The sequence below is a fragment of the Trinickia fusca genome (assembly GCF_003628145.1).
Classification (GTDB): Bacteria; Pseudomonadota; Gammaproteobacteria; order Burkholderiales; family Burkholderiaceae; genus Trinickia; species Trinickia fusca.
This window is the reverse complement of the sequence record NZ_RBZV01000003.1, coordinates 65,207-89,255: the sequence shown is the minus strand read 5'-3', so window position 1 is coordinate 89,255 and position 24,049 is coordinate 65,207. Positions and strand designations below refer to the sequence as shown.

At 65.8% G+C, this 24,049-nt stretch carries 21 protein-coding genes; 16 read left to right on the top strand and 5 right to left on the bottom strand.

Going from position 1 to position 24,049, the window contains the following annotated elements:
• The first annotated feature begins 170 nt into the window (after positions 1–170).
• The 4 genes from D7S89_RS09670 (at position 171) to D7S89_RS09655 (ending at position 4,067) form a co-directional block, all read left to right on the top strand.
• Positions 171–1,061: a phosphoribosylaminoimidazolesuccinocarboxamide synthase gene (locus D7S89_RS09670; RefSeq protein WP_121277462.1), complete on the top strand. Its 891-nt coding sequence runs from the start codon at positions 171–173 to the stop codon at positions 1,059–1,061.
• A 59-nt stretch (positions 1,062–1,120) separates the two neighbouring features.
• On the top strand, positions 1,121–1,642 hold the full coding sequence (gene purE / locus D7S89_RS09665; protein ID WP_121277461.1) for a 5-(carboxyamino)imidazole ribonucleotide mutase: 522 nt from the start codon (positions 1,121–1,123) through the stop codon (positions 1,640–1,642).
• A 133-nt stretch (positions 1,643–1,775) separates the two neighbouring features.
• Positions 1,776–2,990, top strand: a complete 1,215-nt coding sequence (locus D7S89_RS09660; protein ID WP_121277891.1) for a 5-(carboxyamino)imidazole ribonucleotide synthase — start codon at positions 1,776–1,778, stop codon at positions 2,988–2,990.
• A 27-nt stretch (positions 2,991–3,017) separates the two neighbouring features.
• Entirely contained in the window at positions 3,018–4,067 is a 1,050-nt protein-coding gene (locus D7S89_RS09655) for an L-threonylcarbamoyladenylate synthase (protein ID WP_121277460.1), read from the top strand.
• Positions 4,068–4,219: 152 nt separating this feature from the next.
• Here the strand turns inward: D7S89_RS09655 and D7S89_RS09650 are convergent, their stop codons facing one another.
• The 3 genes from D7S89_RS09650 to dacB all read right to left on the bottom strand — a co-directional run bounded on the left by D7S89_RS09650 (position 4,220) and on the right by dacB (position 8,270).
• Positions 4,220–5,431 (bottom strand): SGNH/GDSL hydrolase family protein, encoded by a 1,212-nt coding sequence (locus tag D7S89_RS09650; RefSeq protein WP_121277459.1) that lies wholly within the window; start codon positions 5,429–5,431, stop codon positions 4,220–4,222.
• 102 nt (positions 5,432–5,533) lie between these two features.
• Positions 5,534–6,451, bottom strand: a complete 918-nt coding sequence (locus D7S89_RS09645) for a sterol desaturase family protein (RefSeq protein ID WP_121277458.1) — start codon at positions 6,449–6,451, stop codon at positions 5,534–5,536.
• 208 nt (positions 6,452–6,659) lie between these two features.
• Positions 6,660–8,270, bottom strand: coding sequence for a D-alanyl-D-alanine carboxypeptidase/D-alanyl-D-alanine endopeptidase (gene dacB, locus D7S89_RS09640; RefSeq protein ID WP_121277457.1), 1,611 nt, complete (start codon positions 8,268–8,270; stop codon positions 6,660–6,662).
• Positions 8,271–8,451: 181 nt separating this feature from the next.
• Here dacB and D7S89_RS09635 point away from each other — a divergent pair, with 181 nt between their 5' ends.
• From D7S89_RS09635 to D7S89_RS09600, 8 genes are all read left to right on the top strand, one after another.
• Positions 8,452–9,114 (top strand): response regulator, encoded by a 663-nt coding sequence (locus D7S89_RS09635; RefSeq protein ID WP_121277456.1) that lies wholly within the window; start codon positions 8,452–8,454, stop codon positions 9,112–9,114.
• Positions 9,115–9,125: 11 nt separating this feature from the next.
• The gene (locus tag D7S89_RS09630) at positions 9,126–10,445 is read left to right on the top strand and encodes an ATP-binding protein (RefSeq protein WP_121277455.1); all 1,320 of its coding nucleotides are present in this window, start codon (positions 9,126–9,128) and stop codon (positions 10,443–10,445) included.
• A 128-nt stretch (positions 10,446–10,573) separates the two neighbouring features.
• Positions 10,574–12,070 carry a DegQ family serine endoprotease gene (locus D7S89_RS09625; protein WP_121277454.1) on the top strand — a complete coding sequence of 499 codons (1,497 nt, stop codon included), beginning with the start codon at positions 10,574–10,576 and terminating at the stop codon, positions 12,068–12,070.
• Positions 12,071–12,168: 98 nt separating this feature from the next.
• A complete protein-coding gene (locus tag D7S89_RS09620; protein WP_121277453.1) occupies positions 12,169–12,663 on the top strand; it encodes a carboxypeptidase regulatory-like domain-containing protein in 495 nt (164 codons plus the stop codon).
• A gap of 126 nt (positions 12,664–12,789) precedes the next feature.
• Positions 12,790–13,155 carry a DUF427 domain-containing protein gene (locus D7S89_RS09615; RefSeq protein WP_121277890.1) on the top strand — a complete coding sequence of 122 codons (366 nt, stop codon included), beginning with the start codon at positions 12,790–12,792 and terminating at the stop codon, positions 13,153–13,155.
• Between the two features lie 31 nt (positions 13,156–13,186).
• A complete protein-coding gene (locus D7S89_RS09610; RefSeq protein WP_121277452.1) occupies positions 13,187–13,963 on the top strand; it encodes an SRPBCC family protein in 777 nt (258 codons plus the stop codon).
• 307 nt (positions 13,964–14,270) lie between these two features.
• Positions 14,271–14,507 (top strand): type II toxin-antitoxin system Phd/YefM family antitoxin, encoded by a 237-nt coding sequence (locus tag D7S89_RS09605; protein ID WP_425470766.1) that lies wholly within the window; start codon positions 14,271–14,273, stop codon positions 14,505–14,507.
• Complete coding sequence (locus D7S89_RS09600; protein ID WP_121277889.1) at positions 14,504–14,899, top strand: type II toxin-antitoxin system VapC family toxin; 396 nt, start codon at positions 14,504–14,506, stop codon at positions 14,897–14,899. The genes D7S89_RS09605 and D7S89_RS09600 overlap by 4 nt, the downstream gene beginning before the upstream one ends.
• 118 nt (positions 14,900–15,017) lie before the next feature.
• Here the strand turns inward: D7S89_RS09600 and D7S89_RS09595 are convergent, their stop codons facing one another.
• Entirely contained in the window at positions 15,018–15,995 is a 978-nt protein-coding gene (locus D7S89_RS09595) for a GlxA family transcriptional regulator (RefSeq protein ID WP_121277451.1), read from the bottom strand.
• 204 nt (positions 15,996–16,199) lie between these two features.
• Here D7S89_RS09595 and D7S89_RS09590 point away from each other — a divergent pair, with 204 nt between their 5' ends.
• Positions 16,200–16,844, top strand: a complete 645-nt coding sequence (locus D7S89_RS09590; RefSeq protein ID WP_121277450.1) for a cysteine hydrolase family protein — start codon at positions 16,200–16,202, stop codon at positions 16,842–16,844.
• A gap of 94 nt (positions 16,845–16,938) precedes the next feature.
• Here D7S89_RS09590 and D7S89_RS09585 read toward each other — a convergent pair whose 3' ends face one another.
• Complete coding sequence (locus tag D7S89_RS09585; protein ID WP_121277449.1) at positions 16,939–17,598, bottom strand: TetR family transcriptional regulator; 660 nt, start codon at positions 17,596–17,598, stop codon at positions 16,939–16,941.
• A gap of 412 nt (positions 17,599–18,010) precedes the next feature.
• On the opposite strand from D7S89_RS09585, the gene D7S89_RS09580 reads away from it, so the two are divergent.
• The 3 genes from D7S89_RS09580 to D7S89_RS09570 are packed head-to-tail and all read left to right on the top strand — an operon-like array spanning position 18,011 to position 23,972.
• Entirely contained in the window at positions 18,011–19,201 is a 1,191-nt protein-coding gene (locus D7S89_RS09580) for an efflux RND transporter periplasmic adaptor subunit (protein WP_121277448.1), read from the top strand.
• Between the two features lie 18 nt (positions 19,202–19,219).
• Positions 19,220–22,426, top strand: coding sequence for an efflux RND transporter permease subunit (locus D7S89_RS09575; protein WP_121277447.1), 3,207 nt, complete (start codon positions 19,220–19,222; stop codon positions 22,424–22,426).
• Positions 22,427–22,433: 7 nt separating this feature from the next.
• Positions 22,434–23,972: an efflux transporter outer membrane subunit gene (locus D7S89_RS09570; protein ID WP_121277887.1), complete on the top strand. Its 1,539-nt coding sequence runs from the start codon at positions 22,434–22,436 to the stop codon at positions 23,970–23,972.
• The last annotated feature ends 77 nt before the right edge of the window (positions 23,973–24,049 follow it).

Below are 24,049 nucleotides of genomic sequence, written 5' to 3'. Positions count from 1 at the left end.
GCGTTAGCCGGTCGGCCAGGTTGTAGATCGATCGCCGTTCCCGCATCATCGTTGGGAACGGCGTTTGCCTTTTGTTTTGAACGCTTTATTTGATCGTTTTCGAACGCTTGACTGAACGCTTCACCAGCCCCGTGTTCACCTTGGTTTCCATCCACTGACGGTTTACGACGATGTCTACCCTTTACGAATCCTCGCTTCGCTCGCTGCCCATGCTGGGCCGCGGCAAGGTCCGCGACAACTATGCCGTCGGCAACGACCGCCTCCTGATCGTCACGACCGATCGCCTGTCGGCATTCGACGTCGTGATGGGTGAGCCGATTCCCGACAAGGGCCGCGTGCTGAACCAGATGGCCAATTTCTGGTTCGAGCGCCTTCAGCATATCGTGCCGAATCACCTGACGGGCGTGGCGCCCGAGAGCGTCGTGGCTGCCGACGAGGTCGAGCAGGTCAAGGGCCGGGCCGTGGTCGTCAAGCGCCTCGAGCCGATCCTCGTCGAAGCCGTCGTGCGTGGCTATCTGGCTGGCAGCGGCTGGAAGGACTATCAGGCAACGGGCGCCATTTGCGGCGTCGCGCTGCCCCCTGGCCTGCAAAACGCAGAGAAGCTGCCCGAGCCGATCTTCACGCCGGCCGCGAAGGCCGAAATGGGGCAGCACGACGAGAACATCAGCTTCGAGGATATGGAGCGCCGCATCGGCACCGAGCTGGCCGCCACGATCCGCGACATTTCGATCAAGCTGTACCAGGAAGCGTCCGAGTATGCGGCGACGCGCGGCATCATCATCGCCGATACGAAGTTCGAATTCGGCCTCGATACCGACGGCAAGCTCTACCTGATGGACGAAGCGCTCACGGCCGACTCCTCGCGCTTCTGGCCGGCGGACCAATACCGCGTCGGCACGAACCCGCCGTCGTTCGACAAGCAATTCGTGCGCGACTGGCTCGAGACGCAGGACTGGGGCAAGACGGCGCCCGCGCCGCAGCTGCCGGCCGATGTCGTCGCCCGCACGAGCGAGAAGTACTGCGAAGCGCTCGAGCGTCTGACCGGGCAAAAGCTTGCCTAACCTCGCGTAACCACTAGCATCGATATCGAGAACGCATTCTCGAAGAAGGAAGACCGCTGATGAGCGAACAAGTCCAGACCGCCCACACGCATCACGCGCCGCTCGTCGGCGTGGTGATGGGATCGAGCTCGGATTGGGACGTCATGAAACATGCGGTGACGATCCTGCGCGACTTCGGCGTGCCGTACGAAGCGAAGGTTGTCTCCGCGCACCGCATGCCCGACGAGATGTTCGATTACGCCGAGCGCGCGCGCGAGCGCGGCTTGCGCGCGATCATCGCGGGCGCGGGCGGTGCGGCACACCTGCCCGGCATGCTGGCGGCCAAGACGACGGTGCCCGTGCTCGGCGTGCCCGTTGCCAGCAAGTATCTGAAGGGCGTCGATTCGTTGCACTCGATTGTGCAAATGCCCAAGGGTGTGCCCGTCGCGACGTTCGCGATCGGTGAGGCCGGTGCCGCGAATGCGGCGCTGTTTGCCGTCGCGCTGCTGGCCGGCACGTCCGAAGATTTTACGCAGCAGTTGGCGGCATTTCGCGTGCGGCAGAACGAGGCCGCGCACGCCATGGTGCTGCCCGAGCTTTGAGCGTCGTCGGGCGCCGAGCCTCTCGCGAAGGCGCCATTCGACTTCGACCGTTTTACCGTGTGACCCCGGCCCGATCGACATGAGCGGCGATGCTTGCCGCGCTGGTGCGTATCGGGCGCGACCGACCACTGAGATGACTCCAGAGAACACCCCCGTTTCCCCGATCATGCCCGGCGCCTGGCTCGGCATGGTCGGCGGCGGCCAGCTCGGCCGCATGTTCTGCTTCGCCGCGCAAGCGATGGGCTATCGCGTGGCCGTGCTCGATCCCGACGAGACGAGCCCTGCCGGCAGCGTCGCCGACAAGCATCTGCGCGCCGCTTACACCGACGAAGCTGCGCTGACCGAGCTCGCGCGGCTGTGCGCGGCGGTGTCGACGGAGTTCGAGAACGTGCCGGCCGCGAGTCTCGACTTTCTCGCGCGCACGACGTTCGTGAGCCCGGCGGGCCGCTGCGTCGCGATTGCACAGGACCGCATCGCCGAGAAGCGTTTCATCGCGTCCTCGGGTGTGCCGGTGGCGCCGCATGTCGTGATCGAGTCGGGGGAGGCGCTCGCGGCGCTCACCGACGATGCGCTGCAAGCGGTGCTGCCCGGCATCCTGAAGACCGCACGGCTTGGCTACGACGGCAAGGGGCAGGTCCGCGTGACGAACGCGCAGGAAGTGCGCGACGCGTACGCCGCGCTCCGCGGGGTGCCGTGCGTGCTCGAGAAGCGGCTGCCGCTCAAGTTCGAAGTGTCGGCGCTGATCGCGCGTGGCACGAGCGGCGCGACGGCCGTTTATCCGCTCGCGCAGAACGCGCACCGCAACGGCGTGCTCGCGCAAACGATCGTGCCGGCGCCCGACGCGAGCCCGTTGCTCGTCGCGCAGGCCCAGCAGGCCGCGCTGCGCATCGCCGAGGCGCTTGGCTACGTCGGCGTGCTGTGCGTCGAATTCTTCGTGCTCGAAGACGGTTCGCTCGTCGCCAACGAAATGGCGCCGCGGCCGCATAACTCGGGCCATCACACGGTCGACGCATGCGCCGCGAGCCAGTTCGAGCAGCAGGTGCGCGCGATGACGGGCATGCCGCTCGGCGACACGCGCCAGCATTCGCCGGCCGTCATGCTGAACATCCTCGGCGATGTCTGGTTCACGACGGGCCCGAGCGGCGCGCCGCAGACCAGCGCCACGCCGATTACGCCACCGTGGCACGAAGTGGCCGCGATGCCAGCTGCGCGTCTGCATCTGTACGGCAAGGAAGACGCACGTCCCGGCCGCAAGATGGGGCATATCAATTTCACGGCCGCGACGCTCGACGAGGCGCGTACCGCGGCGCGCGACTGCGCGCGTCTGTTGCACATTCCGCTCGGCTGAAGCCGGCTTTGCCATTGCGTTGAACCGATGTCCGATCGACCGACCCCACCCATTGTGTCCGCCACGCCCTTCGTGACGGACGCGCAGATCGCCGAGGCCGCCGCGCTGCTCGATGCGGGCCAGCTCGTCGCATTTCCGACCGAGACCGTCTATGGTCTGGGCGGCGACGCCGAGAATCCGCAGGCTGTCGCGCGCATCTACGAGGCCAAGGGGCGGCCGGCGAACCATCCGGTGATCGTCCACCTCGCGCCGCATGGCGACCCGCAGTACTGGGTCGAGCATTTGCCTGCCGACGCGCAGCGGCTCATCGACGCGTTCTGGCCGGGCCCGCTCACGCTGATCCTGAAGAGGGCCGCCCGCATTCCGGCGGCCGTCAGCGGCGGGCAGGATTCGGTCGGCCTGCGCTGTCCGTCGCATCCGGTCGCGCAGGCGCTGCTCGCGGCTTTCGGCGCGCGGCGCGGCGGCCACGGCGGTGTCGCGGCGCCGTCGGCCAACCGTTTCGGCCACGTGAGCCCGACGACGGCGCAGCACGTGCGCGACGAATTCGGCGCGGGCGTGCATGTGCTCGATGGTGGGGCCTGCGAGGTCGGGATCGAATCGACGATTCTCGATCTGTCCCGCGGCTTCCCGGCGCTGCTGCGCCCCGGGCGCGTCACACCGCATGAGATTGCCGACGTGCTCGGCGTTGCACCGCGTTTGCCCGATGGCAGCGATGCGACTGCGCCGCGCGCTTCGGGCACGCTGAAGGCGCACTACGCGCCACGTACGCCGCTCGCGCTGTTGCCGTTCGAAGCACTTGAGCCGCTGCTCGCACAAGCACGGGTGAGCGGCACGCGCGTCGCGCTCGTGGCGCGGGCGTCGCGTGCGGGCGCATGGGCCGACATGGCCAACGTGCATTTCGTCGCAGCACCTGAAGACCCGCACGTGTACGCGCGCGAGCTGTACGGCTTGCTGCGCGCGCTCGATCGCGCCGACGTGTCGCGCATCTTCGTCGAGAAGCTGCCCGACACGCCTGACTGGATTGCCGTCAACGACCGGCTCGGCCGTGCGGCGGCGGCTTTCGAGGCGAGCGAATGATGTCGGTTCGCGCTGCGCGCTAACGCTACCTCGCCTAGGCCTGCACCAAAAACAACGCCCGGTAATCGCGAACGATACCGGGCGTTGTCACATCTACATCTGCGCGAAGGCGCGGTAACGAAGACGCGCCAACGCGCCTTCGCGCGCGACGATCAGTGGCCGAGGCCCGTCGCAGCGATCTGTTGCTCGACATACTGCGCGAACAGCGCGTGCAGGTGCGTCGTCGGATGGACCGAATCGGCGAACATGTACGTTTGGTCCGCGCCCGCAACGGTCAGCGTCTGCGGCGAGCAGAACAGCGACGAGGCCAGTGCCGCGCCGAATTGGGCCGCCGTCTGTCCCGGCAGCAGCACGCTCGGGTTCTGCTGCGCGTAGCTGGTGGCTGAGGCCTGCATGGCTGCCAGGTTGCACGCCGTGGCCGTGTTCGACACGGTAAAGCCGTTGGACTGGTAGCTGGCGAGAATCTTGTCCTGCCAGGTGGCTGCGTCGATCAAAGTCACCGTGCCGGCCGGCAGATTGGCTCCTTGCAGATAGGCGCCCACCAGCCCGTTGAACGTCTGGACGATGCCCGACAGCAGTTGCTGTGCCGCCGCGCCTTGTTGTTGAGCGGTCGCTACGCCGAGCGGGGTTTGGCCGATGTCGGGAACGTTCGACAGCACGACGTGCGTGGCACCCTTGCTGACGATCGTCGCAACCTGAGCAACGAGTGCCTGTGCGGCAGGGCCGAGGGTCGTGCTCACTTCCTTCAGCGTAGCGGCCTGCGGCGTCATGCCGCCCGCGATGTCCGTCTGAATGGCCGTCACGAGCGCGGTCGTGTTGGCGAAGATGTCATTCGCGCCGCCCTGGATCAGCACCAGCTGATTCGAGTTGAACGTGCCATGTGTGGCCAGGTAGTTCGCCACCTGCGTGACGATCGGGGTCGTGGTCGCCGCGAGATTGTTGGGCGCCCAGCCGAGACCTTGCGGATTGATCACGCGTGCACCGCCTTGCGCGTAACCGAGCCCGCCTGTCGCTTGCGGCGTGACACCAAAGCCACCTTGAACGGCGGGCGTGAGCGTGTCGCCATAGTAGTTCGCCACGTCCTGGGCCCAGACCTGGCCCGGATTCGTCGTGAACTGGCCGCCGCCGAACTGCAGCTTGATGGCCGAGTAGGTGCCGACGTCCGAGAGGCTGTCGCCGAACGACACAACTTGCAGCGCCACGCCGCCCGGGGGCGTGCTGCTCGAAGACGAACTATTGCCGCCACCACCACCGCCGCCACAGGCGGCGAGCAAAGCAAAGGCCGCGCAGGCGACCGCGGTTTGCGCTACGCGCAGCAGGCTCTTGTTGTTGTGTGTTTTCTTGCGCTGTTCCATCGACTTCATCTCCTCGTAGGTGCGGCTTGGCCGTGATGTGATGCAAATGCAAAAACAAAAACGCACCTGCCGTGATGGTCGGGCGGTCAGGCGCAGGTTGAAGCGAAACGGTCAGGTTCTGCTGGGCGTCCCCGTGCTCTTGAGGCCGGCGCGGTCGCTCTCCACTGTGCGAGCGTGCTCGGCGTGAAATGCGGTGGCCCACTCGGGCGGGCCGAACAGCGCGCGCAGCTTGTTGCCAAGCCCCCGTGCGCGTGCGACGTCGGAGAACATCGACCCCCACTCGTGGAACGTTGCCTTGAGGGGGTTATACGTATCGAGGGGCTCGACGATACCGTATTGCGGTGCCTCGAGTGGATCCTCTTCGACGTAGGTGCCGAACAGGCGGTCCCAGATCACGAGTACGCCGGCGTAGTTGCGGTCGATATAGCGCGGGTTGCACGCATGGTGCACGCGATGGATCGAAGGTGTATTGAACACGTATTCGAGCCAGCCGAGCTTGCCGATCGCCTGCGTGTGCACGAAGAACTGGAACGCGAGGTTGATGAGGACGATCGCGACGATCTGCTTCGGCGGGAAGCCGAGCACGGCAAGCGGTGTCCAGAATGCCCACATGCCGGCGATCGGATACATGAGGCTTTGGCGGAAAGCCGTCGACAGATTGAGCCGCGACGACGAATGATGCACGACGTGCGCAGCCCAGAACCACCGTACGCGATGGCTGCAACGATGAAAAACGTAGTAGAGCAGGTCCTGCGCCACGAACAGGGCGGCGAACGCGAGCCAGCCGGGGTGCCAGTCGATCACGCGGAAGTGGCGGTAGACGTAGGCATAGACGGGCACGACCGCGAGCCAGGCGAGCTTGTCGGCGCTCTGGTGCATCAGGGCGAGCGCGGCGTTGCAGACGGTGTCGTACCAGTTGTAGAGGCGGGCTTGGGGCCGCGTGCGCGCGAGGTGCCACGCTTCCCAGCCGATACATGCGAGAAAGACGGGCGCCAGGGCGAGCAGGAGCAATTCGGCGTCGAATTGCATGACGTCTTCCTCCTAGAGTCTCGTATTCGTGTCTTTGCAGCGTGAGCGCTGTCGCCTTGTGCGGAACGTGTGCGGTGCATGGTGCCCGACGCCGCATCGAACGTTGCCGACAGCGTACACGCTCGCGCTTCGCGCGGCGCCTTTTCTCGTAGAAGAAGTACTCGATGGCGCAAGCCCGGCAACGTTTTCCGGGCTTGCGCCGTCAGCCTTAGCGCAAACCCCGATAGACCCACTCGAGCAGTGCGTCGTGGGCGGCGCGTGCCGCTTGCGCGTGCTCGTCGTTGATGAGGCTCACGACGACGTAGCTCTCGCCGTTGGCGGCGGCCACGTAGCCCGCGATCGCGCGCACGTCGCGCAGCGTGCCGGTCTTGATGTGCGCGTTGCCGAGCACGGGCTCGTTTTGCAATCGGTTGCGCATCGTGCCGTCGACGCCGGCTACCGGCAGCGAGGCCACGAACACCTGGCCGACCGGGCTCGCGTTCGCGCTTTGCAGCAGATCGGCGAGCGAGAGTGCGCTCACGCGTTCATCGCGCGAGAGGCCCGAGCCGTTGGTCAGCGTGAGCTCGGGCATCGGCAGGCCGTTCGCGTGCAGGAAGCTGCGGATCGCGCCAGCCGACTTCTCGGGCGTGGCGGGCGGCGAATCGGACACGGCGCCGATCGTGAGGAACAGGTTGCGCGCCATCACGTTGTTGCTGAACTTGTTGATGTCGCGAACGATGTCGGACAGCACGGGGCCATGATGCGTGGCGACGGGGCGGGCACCGACGGGCACCGGACCTTCGCGTGTCGCGCCCGTGAACGTGCCGCCCGCTTGCCGCCACAGCGCGAGAAAGCCGCCCGCGAAGAACGCCGTGTGGTCGAGCACGGCCAGGTTGAGCGTGCGCGCGCCGCAGCGCAGCGGGTAGTCGCCGGCAAACAGCGCGTCGACGGTGCCGTTGGGCTCGGGTGTGACGTTCGGCGTCAACGCCGAGTCCACGCCGACGCATGCGCCGGCGCTCGCGTGCAGTGTGTTGTCGATTTGCAGTTGAGCCAGCTGCGGCACCACGTCGATCGACACGGTGCCGTCCGGCGACGGCGTGAGCGTAAACGAGAGCGACTTGAACGCGTACAGCAGCGGATCGGGGCCGACGTTGTAGGGTGCGTTCGCCTCGTCGTCGAACGGCGGCAGGTCGCGCGTCGCCGGGTCGAAGAAGCGCTTGTCGAGTACGAGCGAGCCCTCGATGCCCGTGATGCCGGCCTTGCGAATCTTGTCGACGAGATCGATGAGCTCCTCCGGAACGAGCTTCGGGTCGCCGGTGCCCTGGATGTACAGATCGCCGTGCAGCACGCCGTTCGCGTCGACGGTGCCGTCGGCGTAGGCGCTCGTGCGCCAGCGATAGTCGGGACCGAGGATCGACAGGCCTGCATAGGTGGTCACGAGCTTCATCGTCGAGGCGGGCAGCATCGCAAGGCCCGCGTTCATCGCGACGATCGGCGTGCGGTTGCCGATGCGCTCGATGACGACGCTCATCGACGAGGGCGGCACGTTCGCGCGCCGCAGCGCCTGCATGACCTGTGGCGGCAACTCGGTGCTCACCGACACGCGCGGGTGGTGGCGCAGCTTGTGGGCATCGGCTGGCGCGACGGCGGTGAGCGTCAGGCAGGCGAGCAGGGCCGACGCAGCGCGCACCAACGTGCGCGCGCGCGGGCGGCGCGGCGCACGTATGCGTGGCGGCGAGGCCGGGGGCTGGGGCGGGCTGCCGTTGCAAAACGGAGAGGCCGTGGGTACGGCAAAGCACGTGGCAAGCGGGGAGTGGCGAATGAACGAAGCAGGCGTCATCGAGGGCACGGCACGGAAAATCGGAAGCGGTTGCGCGCGGATCGCACGGCCTTGAGCCGCGCAAAGCGCTCATTGTAGGGGCAGTTGCGCGCGGCGGGCTCGAGACGGCTGCGCGTGCCGAAATCGCTACAATGCACTCCATGAATGACTTCGGAACGCGCTCGAGCGCGAGCGCCAGGCAATGCGGATACTGCTAGTCGAAGATGACCGGATGATTGCCGAGGGCGTGCGCAAGGCGTTGCGCAGCGAAGGCTTTGCGGTCGACTGGGTGCAGGACGGCGAAGCCGCGCTGACGGCGGCCACGAGCGAGACCTACGACCTCGTGCTGCTCGATCTGGGCTTGCCCAAGCGCGACGGCCTCGACGTGCTGCGCTCGCTGCGCGCGCGCGGCAAATCATTGCCGGTGCTGATCGTCACGGCGCGCGACGCGATCGCCGATCGCGTGAAGGGACTCGATGCCGGCGCCGACGACTACCTCGTCAAGCCGTTCGATCTCGACGAGCTCGGCGCTCGTATGCGCGCGCTGATCCGCCGACAGGCCGGGCGCAGCGAATCGGTGATCCGCCACGGCACGTTGACGCTCGATCCGGCCGCGCATCAGGTGACGCTGGACGGCGCGCCCGTCGCGTTGTCGGCGCGCGAGTTCGCCTTGCTCGAGGCGCTGCTGGCGCGCCCCGGTGCCGTGCTGTCCAAGAGCCAGCTCGAGGAGAAGATGTACGGCTGGGGCGAAGAGATCGGCAGCAACACCGTCGAGGTCTACATTCACGCGCTGCGCAAGAAGCTCGGGGCCGACCTGATCCGCAACGTGCGGGGCCTCGGCTACATGATCGCCAAGGAAGCCTGAGTCCGATACCGATGCGTTCGATTCGTCGTCAACTATTGATCTGGCTGCTCGCGATCGTCGTCGCCGGCGTCGGTGCCGCGGGCTGGCTCATTTATCGGCAAGCGCTTGCCGAAGCCAACGAGCTTTTCGACTATCAGTTGCAGGAGATCGCCGCCGCGCTGCCGTCCGAGCCGTTCGCGCAGATTTTCGGCGCGCACAACGATGCCGACGAAGGCATCGTGATCCAGATCTGGAGCCGCACGGGTGCGCTGATGTACTACTCGCATCCGCGTGCGCCGCTCGCGCCGCGCGCCGAGCTCGGGTTCTCGACCGAGCGCACCGAACGCGGCGACTGGCGCGTGTACGGCGCGATCGTCGGCGACAACGTCGTCCAGCTCGCCCAGCCGATCTCGGTGCGCAACCGGCTCGCCGCCAACGTCGCCTGGCGCACGCTGTGGCCGCTGATCGTGCTGCTGCCGTTTCTGGGGCTCGCCGTGTGGATGATCGTCGGGCGCGGTCTCGCGCCGCTCGCGCGCGTCACGCGTGCGCTCAATGCGCGTCGGCCCGATGCGCTCGAGCCGCTGCCCGACAGGCGTCTGCCGCAAGAAGTGCGGCCGCTCGTGCACGCCTTGAACGGCCTGCTTGCGCGGCTCGCCGCGGCGCTCGACACACAGCGCGCCTTCGTCGCCGATGCCGCGCACGAGCTACGCACGCCGCTGGCCGCCGTGCAGATCCAGTCGCAGCTCGTCGCCCGCGCGCAGGACGACGAGGCGCGCCGCGAGGCACTGGCCGATCTGCAGGCGGGTGTGACGCGCGCCACGCGGCTTGCCGAACAGCTGCTCGCGCTCGCGCGGGCCGAGCCCGAGGCCGGCGCGGAGAAGGCGCAGGTCGACTTGCGGACCATCCTGGCCGAATGCGTGGCGGCCCATGCGCCGCTGGCCGAGCGCGGTGGCGTCGATCTCGGCTTCGAAGACTATGAAACCTCGGAGCCGGCGATGGTGCGTGCCGATGCCGATGCGCTGCGCGCCATGTTCGGCAACCTGCTCGACAACGCGGTCAAATACACGCCGAGCGGTGGCCGGATCGACGTGACGCTGTCGCTCGACGCCGGCGCGGGCGCGGGCGCGGGCGCGTGCGTGCGGATCGCCGACAGCGGTCCCGGCATCCCCGAGCAGGAGCGCGCCCGCGTGTTCGACCGCTTCTATCGCGACGAGTCGGCGCGTTCGCGCACCGACGTGTCGGGCAGCGGACTCGGGCTGGCGATCGCCAAGCGCGTCGCGCAGCAGCATGGCGCGAGCGTCGAGCTCGGCGACGCGCAGCTCGGCGGCCTGCTCGTCACGGTGCGGTTCTGACAACGGAGCGCCACGCGCAAGCGGTGCGCGCTGGCCCACGCCGGGCCTGGGCACCCACGGTTTCGCGATTAAGTCTCCTTTAAGGCAATCCCCTTACTCTGCGTACGTCAAGCTAGGAGGCCCCTTCAATGCAAGCAAAAACCCTGTCTCGCGGCGCCGTCGCCATTGCAGTGGCCGCCGCGCTTTTGGCCGGTTATTTCGCCGGCACGCGCCATGCCGAGCCGCAGCTCATTTCCTCGGCGCAGGCGGCCGCGTTGATGCCAGCCGAGGCCGCCGCCAAGACCGGCATTCCCGATTTCTCCGGCCTCGTCGAGACGTACGGGCCGGCCGTCGTCAACATCAGCGCGAAGCATGTCGTCAAGCGCACCTCGCAGCGCTCGACGCGGCAGCTGCCGATCGACCCGGCCGATCCGTTCTACCAGTTCTTCAAGCGGTTCTATGGCCAGTTCCCCGGCTTCAATGGCGGCGACGACGGCGACGGCCCGCAGCAGGACGATACGCCAAGCGCGAGCCTCGGATCGGGCTTCATCATCAGCAACGATGGCTACATTCTGACGAATGCGCACGTCGTCGACGGCGCGAACATCGTGACCGTCAAGCTCACCGACAAGCGCGAGTTCCGCGCGAAGGTGATCGGCTCGGACAAGCAGTCGGACGTTGCGGTGCTCAAGATCAGCGCTGCCAATCTGCCGACGGTCAAGATCGGCGATCCGAACCAGAGCAAGGTCGGCCAATGGGTCGTCGCGATCGGCTCGCCGTACGGCTTCGACAACACGGTGACCTCGGGCATCATCAGCGCGAAGGCGCGTTCGCTGCCCGAGGAGAACTACACGCCGTTCATCCAGACCGACGTGCCCGTGAACCCCGGCAATTCGGGCGGGCCGCTGTTCAACCTGCAAGGACAGGTGATCGGCATCAACTCGATGATCTATTCGCAGACAGGCGGCTTCCAGGGCCTGTCGTTCGCGATTCCGATCGACGAGGCCATCCGCGTCAAGGATGAGCTCGTGAAGACCGGCCACGTGAGCCGCGGCCGTCTGGGCGTGGCTGTGCAGGGCGTGAACCAGACGCTGGCCGATTCGTTCGGTCTGCAAAAACCGTCCGGCGCGCTCGTGAGCTCGGTCGATCCGGGCGGCCCGGCCGCGAAGGCGGGCTTGCAGGCAGGCGACGTGATCCTGGCCGTCAACGGTACGCCCGTCAACGACTCGACCGATCTGCCGTCGCAGATTGCGAACATGAAGCCGGGCTCGAAGGCCACGCTCGATGTCTGGCGCGACAAGGGGAAGAGGCAGTTGAGCGTGACGCTCGGCGCGATGACCGACGCGAAGGTGGCCGATCGCGGCACGCCGAACGGCGATCCGGGCCGGCTAGGCGTGGCGGTGCGGCCGCTCACGCCGCAGGAGCGCAGCGGCACGTCGCTGTCGCACGGGCTGCTCGTGCAGCGCTCGTCGGGCCCGGCGGCCAGCGCCGGTATCCAGCCCGGCGACGTGATCCTGGCCGTCAACGGCCATGCGGTATCGAGCCCCGATCAGCTGAAGGAAATCATCGCGAAGGCGGGCAACAGCGTGGCGCTGCTGATCCAGCGCGATAACGCGCAGATCTTCGTGCCGGTGGATCTTGGCTGACGGATGACCCGGCGCGCGAGCGCGCGCCGGGCACATTGCTTGCTCGATCCATTGATGGGCTGCGTGCGGTGCGCGCAGCAAAGATAAGGAGCGATGCTATGAGAATGTCATGCAACAGACGAATGGGCGTAGCGGCGATCATCATTGCAGCCGCGTCGCTCAGTTGTGCGGGCGCGGCGCTAGCACAGCAAGCATCGGGTGCGGTCGGCGGCAATCCCGCCGACATGACGAGCGCCGGTAACGTCAATGGCGGCGGCATGCCGCAAATCCAGCATCAGGGCGATATCGCCTACGTGTCGGGCGGTGTGGGCCTCGACGAATCGACCGCACTCAAGCACGCTCAGCACGACTGGCCGCTCGCCATGAGCTTTACGGGACCGGGCGCCGACTATCTGTCGGACGTGCACGTACGGATCGTGGGCGACCATGCGCAGGTGCTCAAAGCCGATGCGCGCGGCCCCTATATGCTCGTGAAGCTGCCACCGGGGCGCTATACGGTGCATGCAAGCTACAAGGACGATGAACAGACCCGTGCGATCACGGTATCGAAGCCGGGCAGCGCCAAGGCCGACTTCCACTGGAATATGCAATAGCGCACAGGCGGCCCGCACAAGCGGCCAAGCTTTATCAGATAATGAAAGCCACGGTGTCCGATCCGTGGCTTTTTTTGCATCGCCGCAAATCGGGCACCGTCGTGAACCCGTGCGAAGGGAATGGTCATGACGAATGCCGATACGCCTCACCGTGTCGAAATCGCGCCAAACGAACATCGTCTGCGCGTGATTCACTATGGCATCACGATCGCCGATACGACGAGGGGTTTTACGCTGCGGGAAACGGGTTTGCCCGATGTGCTGTATTTCCCGCGCGAGGACGTGAACATGTCGCGGCTGCGTCCTTCCGACTACACGACCTTCTGCCCGTACAAGGGCACGGCCACGCACTTTCATCTGGTGACGGAGGAGGCCGGCATGGTGGAGAACGTGGCATGGAGCTACGAGGATCCGCTCGAGACCGCAGCGAGAATCAAAGGGTGCATCGCGTTTTATCCGGCCCGCGTCGAACAGATCCATCAGACATCGTGAGGAAGGCGAGGCCCGTGAAGCGAGAACGACGATGGAACTGACCGACGCGCTGCGTATTCCGCTCGCGCCTTCAACGGTCTGGGACGCGCTTACCGACACTGCGCTGTTGCGGGCCAGCCTCGAAAACTGCGAGTCGTTCGGGCGGCTGCCGAGTGGCGAGTACACGCTGACGCTGACGGTGCCCGTGGGGCCGCTGCGCGCGCGCTACGACGTGCGCGCGCATCTGGCCTCGCTCGAGGCCGCCACAGAAAAGGCTTCCGACGCCGCCACTCCGCTGCATCGCACGTTGAACTTCAAGGCCTGTGCGACCGGAGTCGGCTCGTTGCGCGGACAAATCGACATTGCGTTGGCGCCCGACGATACCGTGCAGCCGCAAAGCGACGGCTCGCCGCAAACTACGCGCATCGATTATTCGATCTGGGCCACGCTGACGGGGCCGCTGGCGGAACTGCCGCCGCGCCAAATTGAAAGTGCGCTGCACGAGCTTGCCGACGATTTCTTCGCGGAGTTTTGTGCGGTCATCGAGACCAAACATGGCAAGCGGCCCAATCGCGCGCGCACGGCACACGCGCGACGCCAGCACGTGTTTCTGCGCCCGATCAGCCTGGCGGGGCTCGGTCGCCGCTCGGCCGCGCTCGATGCGCCGGGCTCCGTGAGCGGGACCACGGACGGCACGCTGGTCGGCCGCCGCGGCACACACGGGATGCCGCACCGTCCGTCGTCGCCGCAAGCGATGCCCGTCTGGGCCTGGGGGGCGGCAATCGTGTTCGTCGCTCTCGTGCTGTACGCGCTGCATTGGCTTCGCTGAGCGCGGCCGGCGACCTTTCGCGTCGCCGTGCGCTTGCTGTCCTTCCCCCCTCGGGTGTCCGTGCTTCGCGGTTGATGGATGCTGCGGCACGGCGATAGGGCGTAAGCGTTGCGTCGGCGATTTTTCCGAGGAGCATGCGGCTCTTAGAGCCGTTTTTTCCTTGGTGACGAGAAAATCCCCCTAACAGGTGCTATATAGCGGAGCGTGCGTTACGAGTGATCGGCCACCCTTGAGGTGATTCAAAATGACTTGTGATGATGGTCATTTTTGACTACGATTCTGACTATGTCAGATGACTATGGGGAAGATGATGGAAGGCAACCAGGTTTCCAAGACGGAATTCAAGGCAAAGGCGCTTGAGTTTTTCCGACAGGTTGAGGCGTCCGGCGAAAGCGTGGTCGTAACCGATCACGGCAAGCCGGCGTTGGAAGTCCGGCCGTACCGCAGCCATGAGCGCAATCCGTTCGACGTGTTGCGTGGCTCGGTTGTCCGCTATATCGATCCCACGGCACCGGTGGATGTGGTGTGGGAGGCGGCTCGGTGATCGTTCTCGATACGCACGTGCTGGTGTGGTGGGTGAACGGTGATGATGCCCTGAGCGCGAAGGCTGGGAAGGCTATTGAGCGGGAGTTGGATGGCGGTCAGATTGTGATCTCGGCAATTTCGGCGTGGGAAATCGCGATGCTGGTAGAACGCGAAAAGCTAGTGCTATCGATGGACGTCGGGAGCTGGCTTAACACCGTGGCACAAATCGAGGCGGTGCGCTTCATGCCCGTCGACGTTGAAATTGGTCTGAAATCGGTGGATTTGCCAGGAGAGTTTCACAAGGACCCGGCCGATCGCATGATCGTGGCGACGGCGCGTAAGCTGGCTGTTCCACTCGTGACTCGTGACGAAAAGATTCGCGCTTACAAGCATGTCAAGACGATCTGGTGATGGGACGGGAAACACCTTATCGTTGCACCGTAGCATCTATCAACCGCGAAACGGGGATATACCTGTCTTCGTTTTCGCTCGCAGCCGTTGCATATAGCCGCGCGTCACGACGCGTCTTTCACGCGCCGCGAAACTCGCGCCGATAAGCGGTCGGCGATGTCTTGAACACTTCGCCGAAATGCTGGCGCAGCGACACGGTCGAGCCGAAGCCGGCTGCTTCGGCGATTGCGTCGACAGTCTGATCCGTCATCTCGAGTAACTGTTGTGCATGGGTGAGTCGCGCCTGGAGCAGCCACGCGCCGACGGTCGTGCCCGTCGCCTGCTTGAAGCGTCGCGTGAAGGTGCGTCGGCTCATCAAGGCGCGCTCGGCCAACGTATCGAGCGAATGCGCCTCGCGCAGGTTCGCGCGCACCCAGTCGAGCAGGCTCGCGAGCCGCGCATCGCGTGCGTCGGCGCTGACCGGCTGCTGAACGAACTGTGCCTGCCCGCCCTGGCGATGCGGCGGTACGACGAGGCGTCGCGCGACATAGTTGGCCACCTGCGCGCCGCAGCGCTTGCGCAGCAAATGCAGACAGCAGTCAATGCCGGCCGCCGTGCCGGCCGATGTCATCACCGTGCCGTCGTCGACGTAGAGCACGCCCGCATCGACCTGCACGGCCGGGAAGCGGCGCGCGAACTCGTCGGCCCAGGCCCAGTGCGTCGTGGCGCGGCGGCCGTCGAGGATGCCGGCGTAAGCCAGCACGAACGCGCCGAGGCACAGTCCGATCAGTTCGGCGCCGCGTGCGTGGGCGGCCCGTAGCGCGTCGAGGAGCGCCGCGTCGGGCGTGTCGCGGACGTTGTGCCAGCTCGGCACGATGACGACGTCGGCGGCGGCCAGCGCGTCGAGACCGTGCGAAGCGGCGATCGTGAAGCCGGCTGTCGTCGCCAGCCGCCCGGGCAGCGGCGCACATACGCGCAAGTCGAAGCGCGGAGCCCCCCCGGCGCTGTAGTCCTCACCGAGCACGATGCACGGCACGGACAAATGAAACGGGCTGATGCCGTCGAACGCGACGACGGCCACGACAGGATTGGGCGTGGAGGCTGGGCTGGCTGGCATGGGCGGGCGTTCGGCGTAACGGGTAAAGGAGGCGTCGAGGAGGGGCGGCAGAAGTGGCCCGATTATATCGATTAATGGCATTTGGGCCGCTATCGACGAAGGGGCAATAAGGGAACAATGGATCCCGTCGCCAAGCATGAAGCGAGGCGAGAAAAACCCCGAAGACGCACCCGAAACCGAACCGTTACGAACCAGGAGCCGAACATGTCCAACGCACCGCGCCGCGCCCTCATCGTCATCGACGTGCAAAACGAATACGTGACCGGCGATCTGCCGATCGAATACCCGCCTGTGGAAACGTCGCTGGCGAACATCGGTCGTGCAATGGATGCGGCGAACGCCGCCGGGGTGCCGATCGTCATGGTTCAGCAGATGGGGGCCGCCACCGATCCGATCTTTGCGCAAGGCTCGCACGGCGGCGAGTTGCATCCCGTCGTCGCCGGACGTGCCTACGACCACCTCGTGAAGAAGGATCTGCCGAGCGCCTTTACCGGCACCGATCTCAAGCAATGGCTGGCGGACCATGACATCGATACGCTGACGATCGTAGGCTACATGACGCACAACTGCGATGCCTCCACGATCTACGAGGCCGCGCACGCTGGCCTGCACGTCGAGTTTCTGGTCGATGCGACGGGCAGCCCGTCGTACGAGAACGATGCCGGCTACGCGAGCGCCGAGGACATTCACCGCGTATTCAGCGTCGTGTTCCACTCGCGCTTCGCGGCGGTCGTCGGCACCGATAAGTGGATCGACGCCGTGAAGGCCGGCACGCCAGTGCCGCGCGGCTCGATCTACGCGTCGAATCAGGCCGCAAGGGCACGCGCACGGGCCGCTGCGGCAGCGTAACGGCGCGCCGGGTCGCCGTCGGACAGGACAAGGCTATGCCGCCGCGCGGGCCTTGTCCGTCTCGAGCCCGGTTCAACCCGGCATAAAACCGGCCTCAAGCCCGTGTGTTCGCGGCGCTGGTCGGGCGACGCAGGGCCGGGCTCGTGCGCAGCATATCGAGGCACGCGTCGACGAACGCCTCGGTGTGCGATCCGAACGCGAGGCCAGGGGCCAGCAGCAGGCTGTCGCGCAGGCAACCGCCGATGAACGCGTGTAGAAACAGCGCGCCGCGGCGCGTATCGAGGTCCGCCGGCAACTGCCCCAGCGCCACCGCATTCGTCAGCCCGGTTTCCATCTTGCTGATGCCTTCTTCCATGCTCGCTTGATGACGCGCCTTGACGGGCCCCATCTCTTCGACGAACTCGCACTTGAGAAACAGGATGTCGAACGCGCGGCGCCTGCGCGGATCGCTAGCTGCCATATGCAGGCACCACTTGAGCGCCTGCGTGAGCCGCCCGAGCGGATCGGGATCTTGTTCGCCCTCAGCCGGCCGGGTCAGCTCGTCGAGCGGTAGCAGCACGCGGTCGAACATCGCCGTGAACAGGTCGCCCTTGTTCGCGAAATGCCAGTAGATGGCGCCGCGCGTGACGCCCGCGTGGGCCGCGATGTCGGCCAGCGACGTGCGCGAGACGCCCTTGTCGTAAAAAACCTGCTCCGCCGCATCGAGTATGCGGTTGCGCGTAGCGAGCGCTTCTTCCTTGGTTCGTCTGACCACCGTTTCTCCTTCCCCTGACAGGCCTACCTGACCGCATTGCGCATGGCGTGCGTCCGGTTTGCTTGCCGGCCCGCCACGTCGGGAGGCGATTCTTGTCCTCGTCCGACATATCCGGTAATTATATGCTTTTACATACAATCATGAATGTATAATACAATCCTGTCCGACGAGACAAGGGTGTTCGCGCAATTCCCGGTAATATCCGTCACTGTCGTTCGCGCGCCTGCAACAAGCCTCATCTAAGGCGGGCGCCATCGCGCAGATCTTTCGGCACGGCGAGCCTTTGGTCGTGCTGCCAGGCAAGCGCCTGTCGTATTCATCAAGTGTTCCGCGACGCGAGTCGCACCGCGCGCCTCTTGGGGTGAGGCGCCGCGGGCTCATTTGTTCCCAGTCATTGTCCAGAGGTCGCTCCATGCGTGTCGAACCGGTTCCCTTTCGCCTAATCAGCGTCGCGATGGCTGCCGTGATCCTTACGGCGTGCGGGCCCAAGCAATCGGCGCCGCCACAACAGACGCCCGAAGTCGGCGTCTATACCGTACAGACGAGCGCTGTGCCGGTGGTCACCGAACTGCCGGGCCGCACGAACGCCTTCCTCGTCGCGCAAGTGCGTGCACGCGTGGACGGCATCGTGCAGCGCCGTGACTTCATCGAAGGCAGCGAAGTGAAGGCAGGCCAACGCCTGTACAAGATCGATCCGGCGCCCTACATCGCGGCGCTCAACAGCGCCAAGGCTGCGCTCGCGAAGGCGCAGGCCAACCTCGCGACGACCACCGCGCAGGCCAATCGCTACAAGGTCCTGGTGGCCGCCAATGCGGTCAGCAAGCAGGACTACGACAACGCCGTGGCCGCGCAAGGGCAGGCCGAGGCCGATGTCGCCTCGGGCCGTGCCGCTGTCGATACGGCGCAGATCAATGTCGGCTACACCGACGTCGTTGCGCCGATCAGCGGTCGCACGGGCGTGTCGCAAGTGACACCGGGCGCCTATGTGCAGGCGGGGCAGGCCACGCTGATGGACACGATCCAGCAGCTCGACCCGGTCTATGTCGACCTCACGCAATCGAGCCTCGACGGCCTGAAGCTGCGCCGCGACATGCAGGAAGGCCGCCTGAAGACGAGCGGCGCCGGCGCGGCGAAGGTCACGCTGATCCTCGAAGACGGCCGGCCGTACCCGTTGACGGGCAAGCTGCAGTTCTCCGATGTGACCGTCGACCAAACGACGGGCTCGGTCACCGTGCGCGCGATCTTCCCGAACCCGAACCGCGTGCTGCTGCCGGGCATGTTCGTGCGCGCGCACATCGAGGAAGGCGTGAACGAACGCGCGATGCTGGTGCCGCAGATCGGCGTGACGCACAACCAGAAGGGTGAGGCGATCGCGCTCGTCGTCGGCGCTGACGGCAAGGTTGCGCCGCGCACGATCGTGACCACGGGCATGCTGGGCGCGGACTGGGTGGTCGACAGCGGCTTGCAGCCTGGCGATCGCGTGATCGTGCAGGGCACGGAGAAGGCGCGTCCGGGCATGACGGTGAAGGCGGTACCTGCCCAGCTTCCCGCGGCCGCGACCGCCACGAGCAGTGCCGCCCCGCAGGCGGCTTCGGGCGCGTAATTCAGGGAGTTCGCTCTTATGTCTAAGTTTTTTATCGATCGCCCGATCTTTGCGTGGGTGATCGCGATCGTTCTGATGCTTGCCGGCGTCGCATCGATCTTCAATTTGCCGATCGCGCAGTATCCGACGATCGCGCCGCCGTCGATCCAGATCAGCGCAAGCTATCCGGGCGCGTCGGCCAAGACCGTCGAAAACACGGTGACGCAGGTGATCGAGCAGCAGATGAGCGGTCTCGATCACTTGCTGTATCTGTCGTCGACGAGCGATGACTCGGGCACGGCCACGATCACGCTGACGTTCGCGGCCGGCACGAACCCCGACATCGCGCAGGTGCAGGTGCAGAACAAGCTGTCGCTGGCCACGCCGCTGCTGCCGACCGTCGTGCAGCAGCTCGGCACGAAGGTGACGAAATCGAGCAGCAGCTTCCTGCTCATTCTCGCGTTCGTGTCCGAAGACGGCAGCATGAAACGCAACGATCTGGCGAACTACGTCGCATCGAACATCCAGGATCCGATCAGCCGTCTCGACGGCGTCGGCACCGTCACGCTGTTCGGCACGCAGTATGCGATGCGTATCTGGCTCGATCCGCACAAGCTCACGAACTTCAACCTGACGCCGGCCGACGTGTCCACGGCGCTGCTACAGCAGAACGTGCAGATCGCGGGCGGTCAGCTCGGCGGCACGCCGTCGGTGCCGGGGCAGATGCTGCAGGCGACGATCACCGAGCAGACGCTGCTGCGCACGCCGGCCGACTTCGGCGACGTGCTGTTGAAGGTGAACCCGGACGGCTCGCAGGTGCGCATCAAGGACGTCGCGCGCATCGAGCTCGGCGGCGAGACGTACAACTTCGACACGCATTACAACGGTGCTCCGGCCGCCGGCATGGGCATTCAGCTCGCCACGGGCGCGAACGCGCTGCAAACGGCGAAGGAAGTGCGCACGAAGATCGACGAGCTGTCGAAGTACTTCCCGCACGGCCTCGTCGTGAAGTACCCGTACGACACGACGCCGTTCGTGCGGCTGTCGATCGAGGACGTGATCAAGACGCTGCTCGAAGGCATCGTGCTCGTGTTCCTCGTGATGTATCTGTTCCTGCAGAACCTGCGCGCGACATTGATCCCGACGATCGCGGTGCCGGTGGTGCTGCTCGGTACGTTCGCGATCATGAATGCAGTCGGTTTCTCGATCAACGTGCTGTCGATGTTCGGGCTCGTGCTCGCGATCGGCTTGCTCGTCGACGATGCGATCGTGGTGGTCGAGAACGTCGAGCGCGTGATGAGCGAGGAGGGACTCTCGCCACGCGAGGCGACGCGTAAGGCGATGGGGCAGATCACGGGGGCACTGGTCGGCGTGGCGCTCGTGCTGTCGGCCGTGTTCGTGCCGGTGGCGATGTCGAGCGGTTCGGTCGGCGCGATCTATCGGCAGTTTTCACTGACGATCGTGTCGGCGATGGTGCTGTCGGTGCTCGTGGCGCTGATCCTGACGCCCGCCCTGTGCGCGACGATTCTCAAGCCGCTCGAGCCGGGCCATCACGAAGCGACGACGGGCTTCTTCGGCTGGTTCAATCGCACGTTCAATGCGAGCCGCGACAAGTACCATTCCGGCGTGCACCACGTGATTCGCCGCTCGGGCCGCTGGCTGCTGATCTATATCGCGGTGATCGCGGGGGTCGGGCTGCTGTTCGTGCGGATGCCGAAGTCGTTCCTGCCCGACGAAGACCAGGGCGTGATGTTCGCGATCGTGCAGACGCCGACGGGCTCGACGCAGGAGACGACGGAGCGCACGCTTCAGAACATCAACAACTATCTGCTCTCGCAGGAGAAAGGCCTCGTCGAATCGGTGTTCACAGTGAACGGCTTCAGTTTCGCGGGCCGCGGCCAGAACTCGGGCCTCGTGTTCGTCAGGCTGAAGGACTATGCACAGCGCCAGCACGCGGATCAGAAGGTGCAGGCGATCATCAAGCGCATGTTCATGCACTACTCGCGTTATAAGGACGCGATGGTGATTCCGTTCAACCCGCCGTCGATCCCTGAACTCGGCACCGCATCGGGCTTCGACTTCGAGCTGACCGACAACGCGGGTCTCGGCCACGACACGCTGATGGCGGCCCGGAATCAGCTGCTCGGCATGGCCGCGAAGGACCCGATTCTCGCGCTCGTGCGTCCGAACGGCCTGAACGACACGCCGCAGTTCAAGGTCGATATCGACCGCGAGAAGGCCTCGGCACTTGGCGTCACGCCGCAGGCGATCGACCAGACGTTCTCGATCGCATGGGCGTCACAGTACGTGAACAACTTCCTCGATACCGACAACCGGATCAAGAAGGTGTACGTGCAGGCCGATGCGCCTTTCCGCATGAAGCCCGAAGACCTGAACGTGTGGTACGTGCGTAATGCATCGGGCGGGATGGTGCCGTTCGGCGCGTTCGCGACGGGTCACTGGACTTACGGTTCGCCGAAGCTAGAACGCTATAACGGTGTGTCGTCGATCGAAATCCAGGGCGCCGCCGCAGCCGGCAAGAGTACGGGCCAGGCGATGCAGGCGATGGAACGCATCGCGGCCAAGCTGCCGGCCGGCATCGGCTACTCGTGGACGGGCTTGTCGTTGCAGGAAATCCAGTCCGGTTCGCAGGCCCCGATCCTGTACGGCGTGTCGATTCTGGTCGTGTTCCTGTGCCTGGCCGCGTTGTACGAGAGCTGGTCGATTCCGTTCTCGGTCATCATGGTCGTGCCGCTCGGCGTGATCGGCGCACTCCTGGCCGCGACGCTGCGCGGGCTCGAGAACGACGTGTTCTTCCAGGTCGGTCTGTTGACGACGGTGGGCTTGTCGGCGAAGAACGCGATTCTGATCGTCGAGTTCGCACGCGATCTGCAACAGAAGGAAGGCATAGGTCCCGTCGAGGCGGCGATGGAAGCGGCACGGCTGCGGCTGCGTCCGATCCTGATGACGTCGCTGGCGTTCATTCTCGGCGTGCTGCCGCTTGCGATCAGCAACGGCGCGGGCTCGGCGAGCCAGCACGCGATCGGGACCGGCGTGATCGGCGGCATGTTGACGGCGACCTTCCTCGCGATCTTCTTCATTCCGATGTTCTTCGTCGTGATTCGCGCGAAGTTCGCGGGCGAGACGGAGGATGCGGACACCGCGGCGGCGCGTGCCGAGGCGCATCACCACGCACAATCGCATGCGGGTGGCAATGACAACGGCCAGAGCAACGAAGGACAGTGATATGCAGATGCGAAAACATTCTTTGATTGCCGTGGCCGTGACGTTGTTCTCTGCCGGCTGCACGCTGCAGCCGCACTACGAGCGCCCGGCCGCGCCTGTCGCGGCGACGTTCCCGAGCTCGGGCGTGTACGCCACGCAACCGACCGCGTCGGGTGCCGCGAGCGCGCACGGCCAAGCGGCGGCCGACATCGGCTGGCGCGAATTCTTCGCCGATCCGCGCCTGCAGCGCATCATCGAGATCGCGCTCGCCAACAACCGCGACTTGCGCGTCGCGGTGCTCAACGTCGATCAGGCGCGCGCGCAGTACCGCATCGCACGCGCCGAGCTGTTCCCCGCGATCGATGCGAAGGGCGGCAAGAGCGTAACGCGCACGCCGAAGGACTTCTCGCAGTTCGGTCAGACGATTTCGGAGCAGTACACGGTCGGGCTCGAAGCCTCGTGGGAACTCGACTTCTGGGGCCGCGTGCGCAGCCTGAAGGACCAGGCGCTGGAGCAATATCTGTCGACCGCGCAGGCGCGCAAGGCGGCGGAGATTGCGCTCGTGTCGCAGGTCGCCGATCAATACCTGCAGATGCTGTCGGTCGACGATCTGCTCAAGGTGACCGAGGACACGCTCAAGACGGCGCAGTCGTCGTACGACATCACGAAGCTGAAGTTCGACAACGGCACGGGCTCCGAGCTCGATGTGCGGCAAGCGGAGACGGTGCTCGAAGCGGCGCGCGCGAACCAGCAGGCGCAGGCTAGAGCGCGGGCGCAGGCCGAGAACGCGCTCGTGCTGCTGATCGGCGAACCGCTGCCGGCCGATCTGCCCACAGGCCGTCCGCTCGACGATCAAGGCCTCTTGACCGATATCCCGGCAGGCTTGCCTTCGGATCTGCTCACGCGGCGTCCCGACATCATGGAAGCCGAGGCGTCGCTGCTGGCGGCCAACGCGAACATCGGCGCGGCGCGCGCGGCGTTCCTGCCGAAGATCACGCTGACGGGCTCGGGCGGGACGACGAGCCTGACGCTCGACGGGCTCTTCAAGCCGGGCTCGGCCACCTGGAATTTCGCGCCGCAGATCACGCTGCCGATCTTCGAAGGCGGTCAGAACCTCGCGAACCTCGATCTCGCGCACGTGCAGAAGAACATCGGGATCGCCAAGTATGAGAAGGCGATCCAATCGGCGTTCCGCGAAGTGGCCGACGGTCTTGCCGCGCGTAGCACCTACGACGAGCAGATCGCCGCACTCGAGCGCAACACGTTCGCGCAGCAGCGCACGCTCGATCTGTCGCAACTGCGCTATCAGAACGGCGTCGACAGCTATCTCCAGGTGCTGACCGCGCAGACGAACCTGTACTCGGCGCAGCAATTGCTGATCGATGCGCGCGCGGCACGGCTCGCGAACCTGGTCGACCTGTACACCGCGCTGGGCGGCGGCTGGCTGCAACATACGGGCGAGACGCCGCGTCCGGCCGATGCGCCGGTCGACTACCAGGCGGCGCAAGCAACGGTGCCGGCTTCGGCTTCAAAGGCTGCTCCGGCCAAGGCCGCGTCGGCCAGCTAAAGCCTCTTGTCCGCTTGTCCGCCCGGGTGCGGACAAAGCAACGGCGAGCCTCCAGCAGCAGGCTCGCCGTTTTTTTT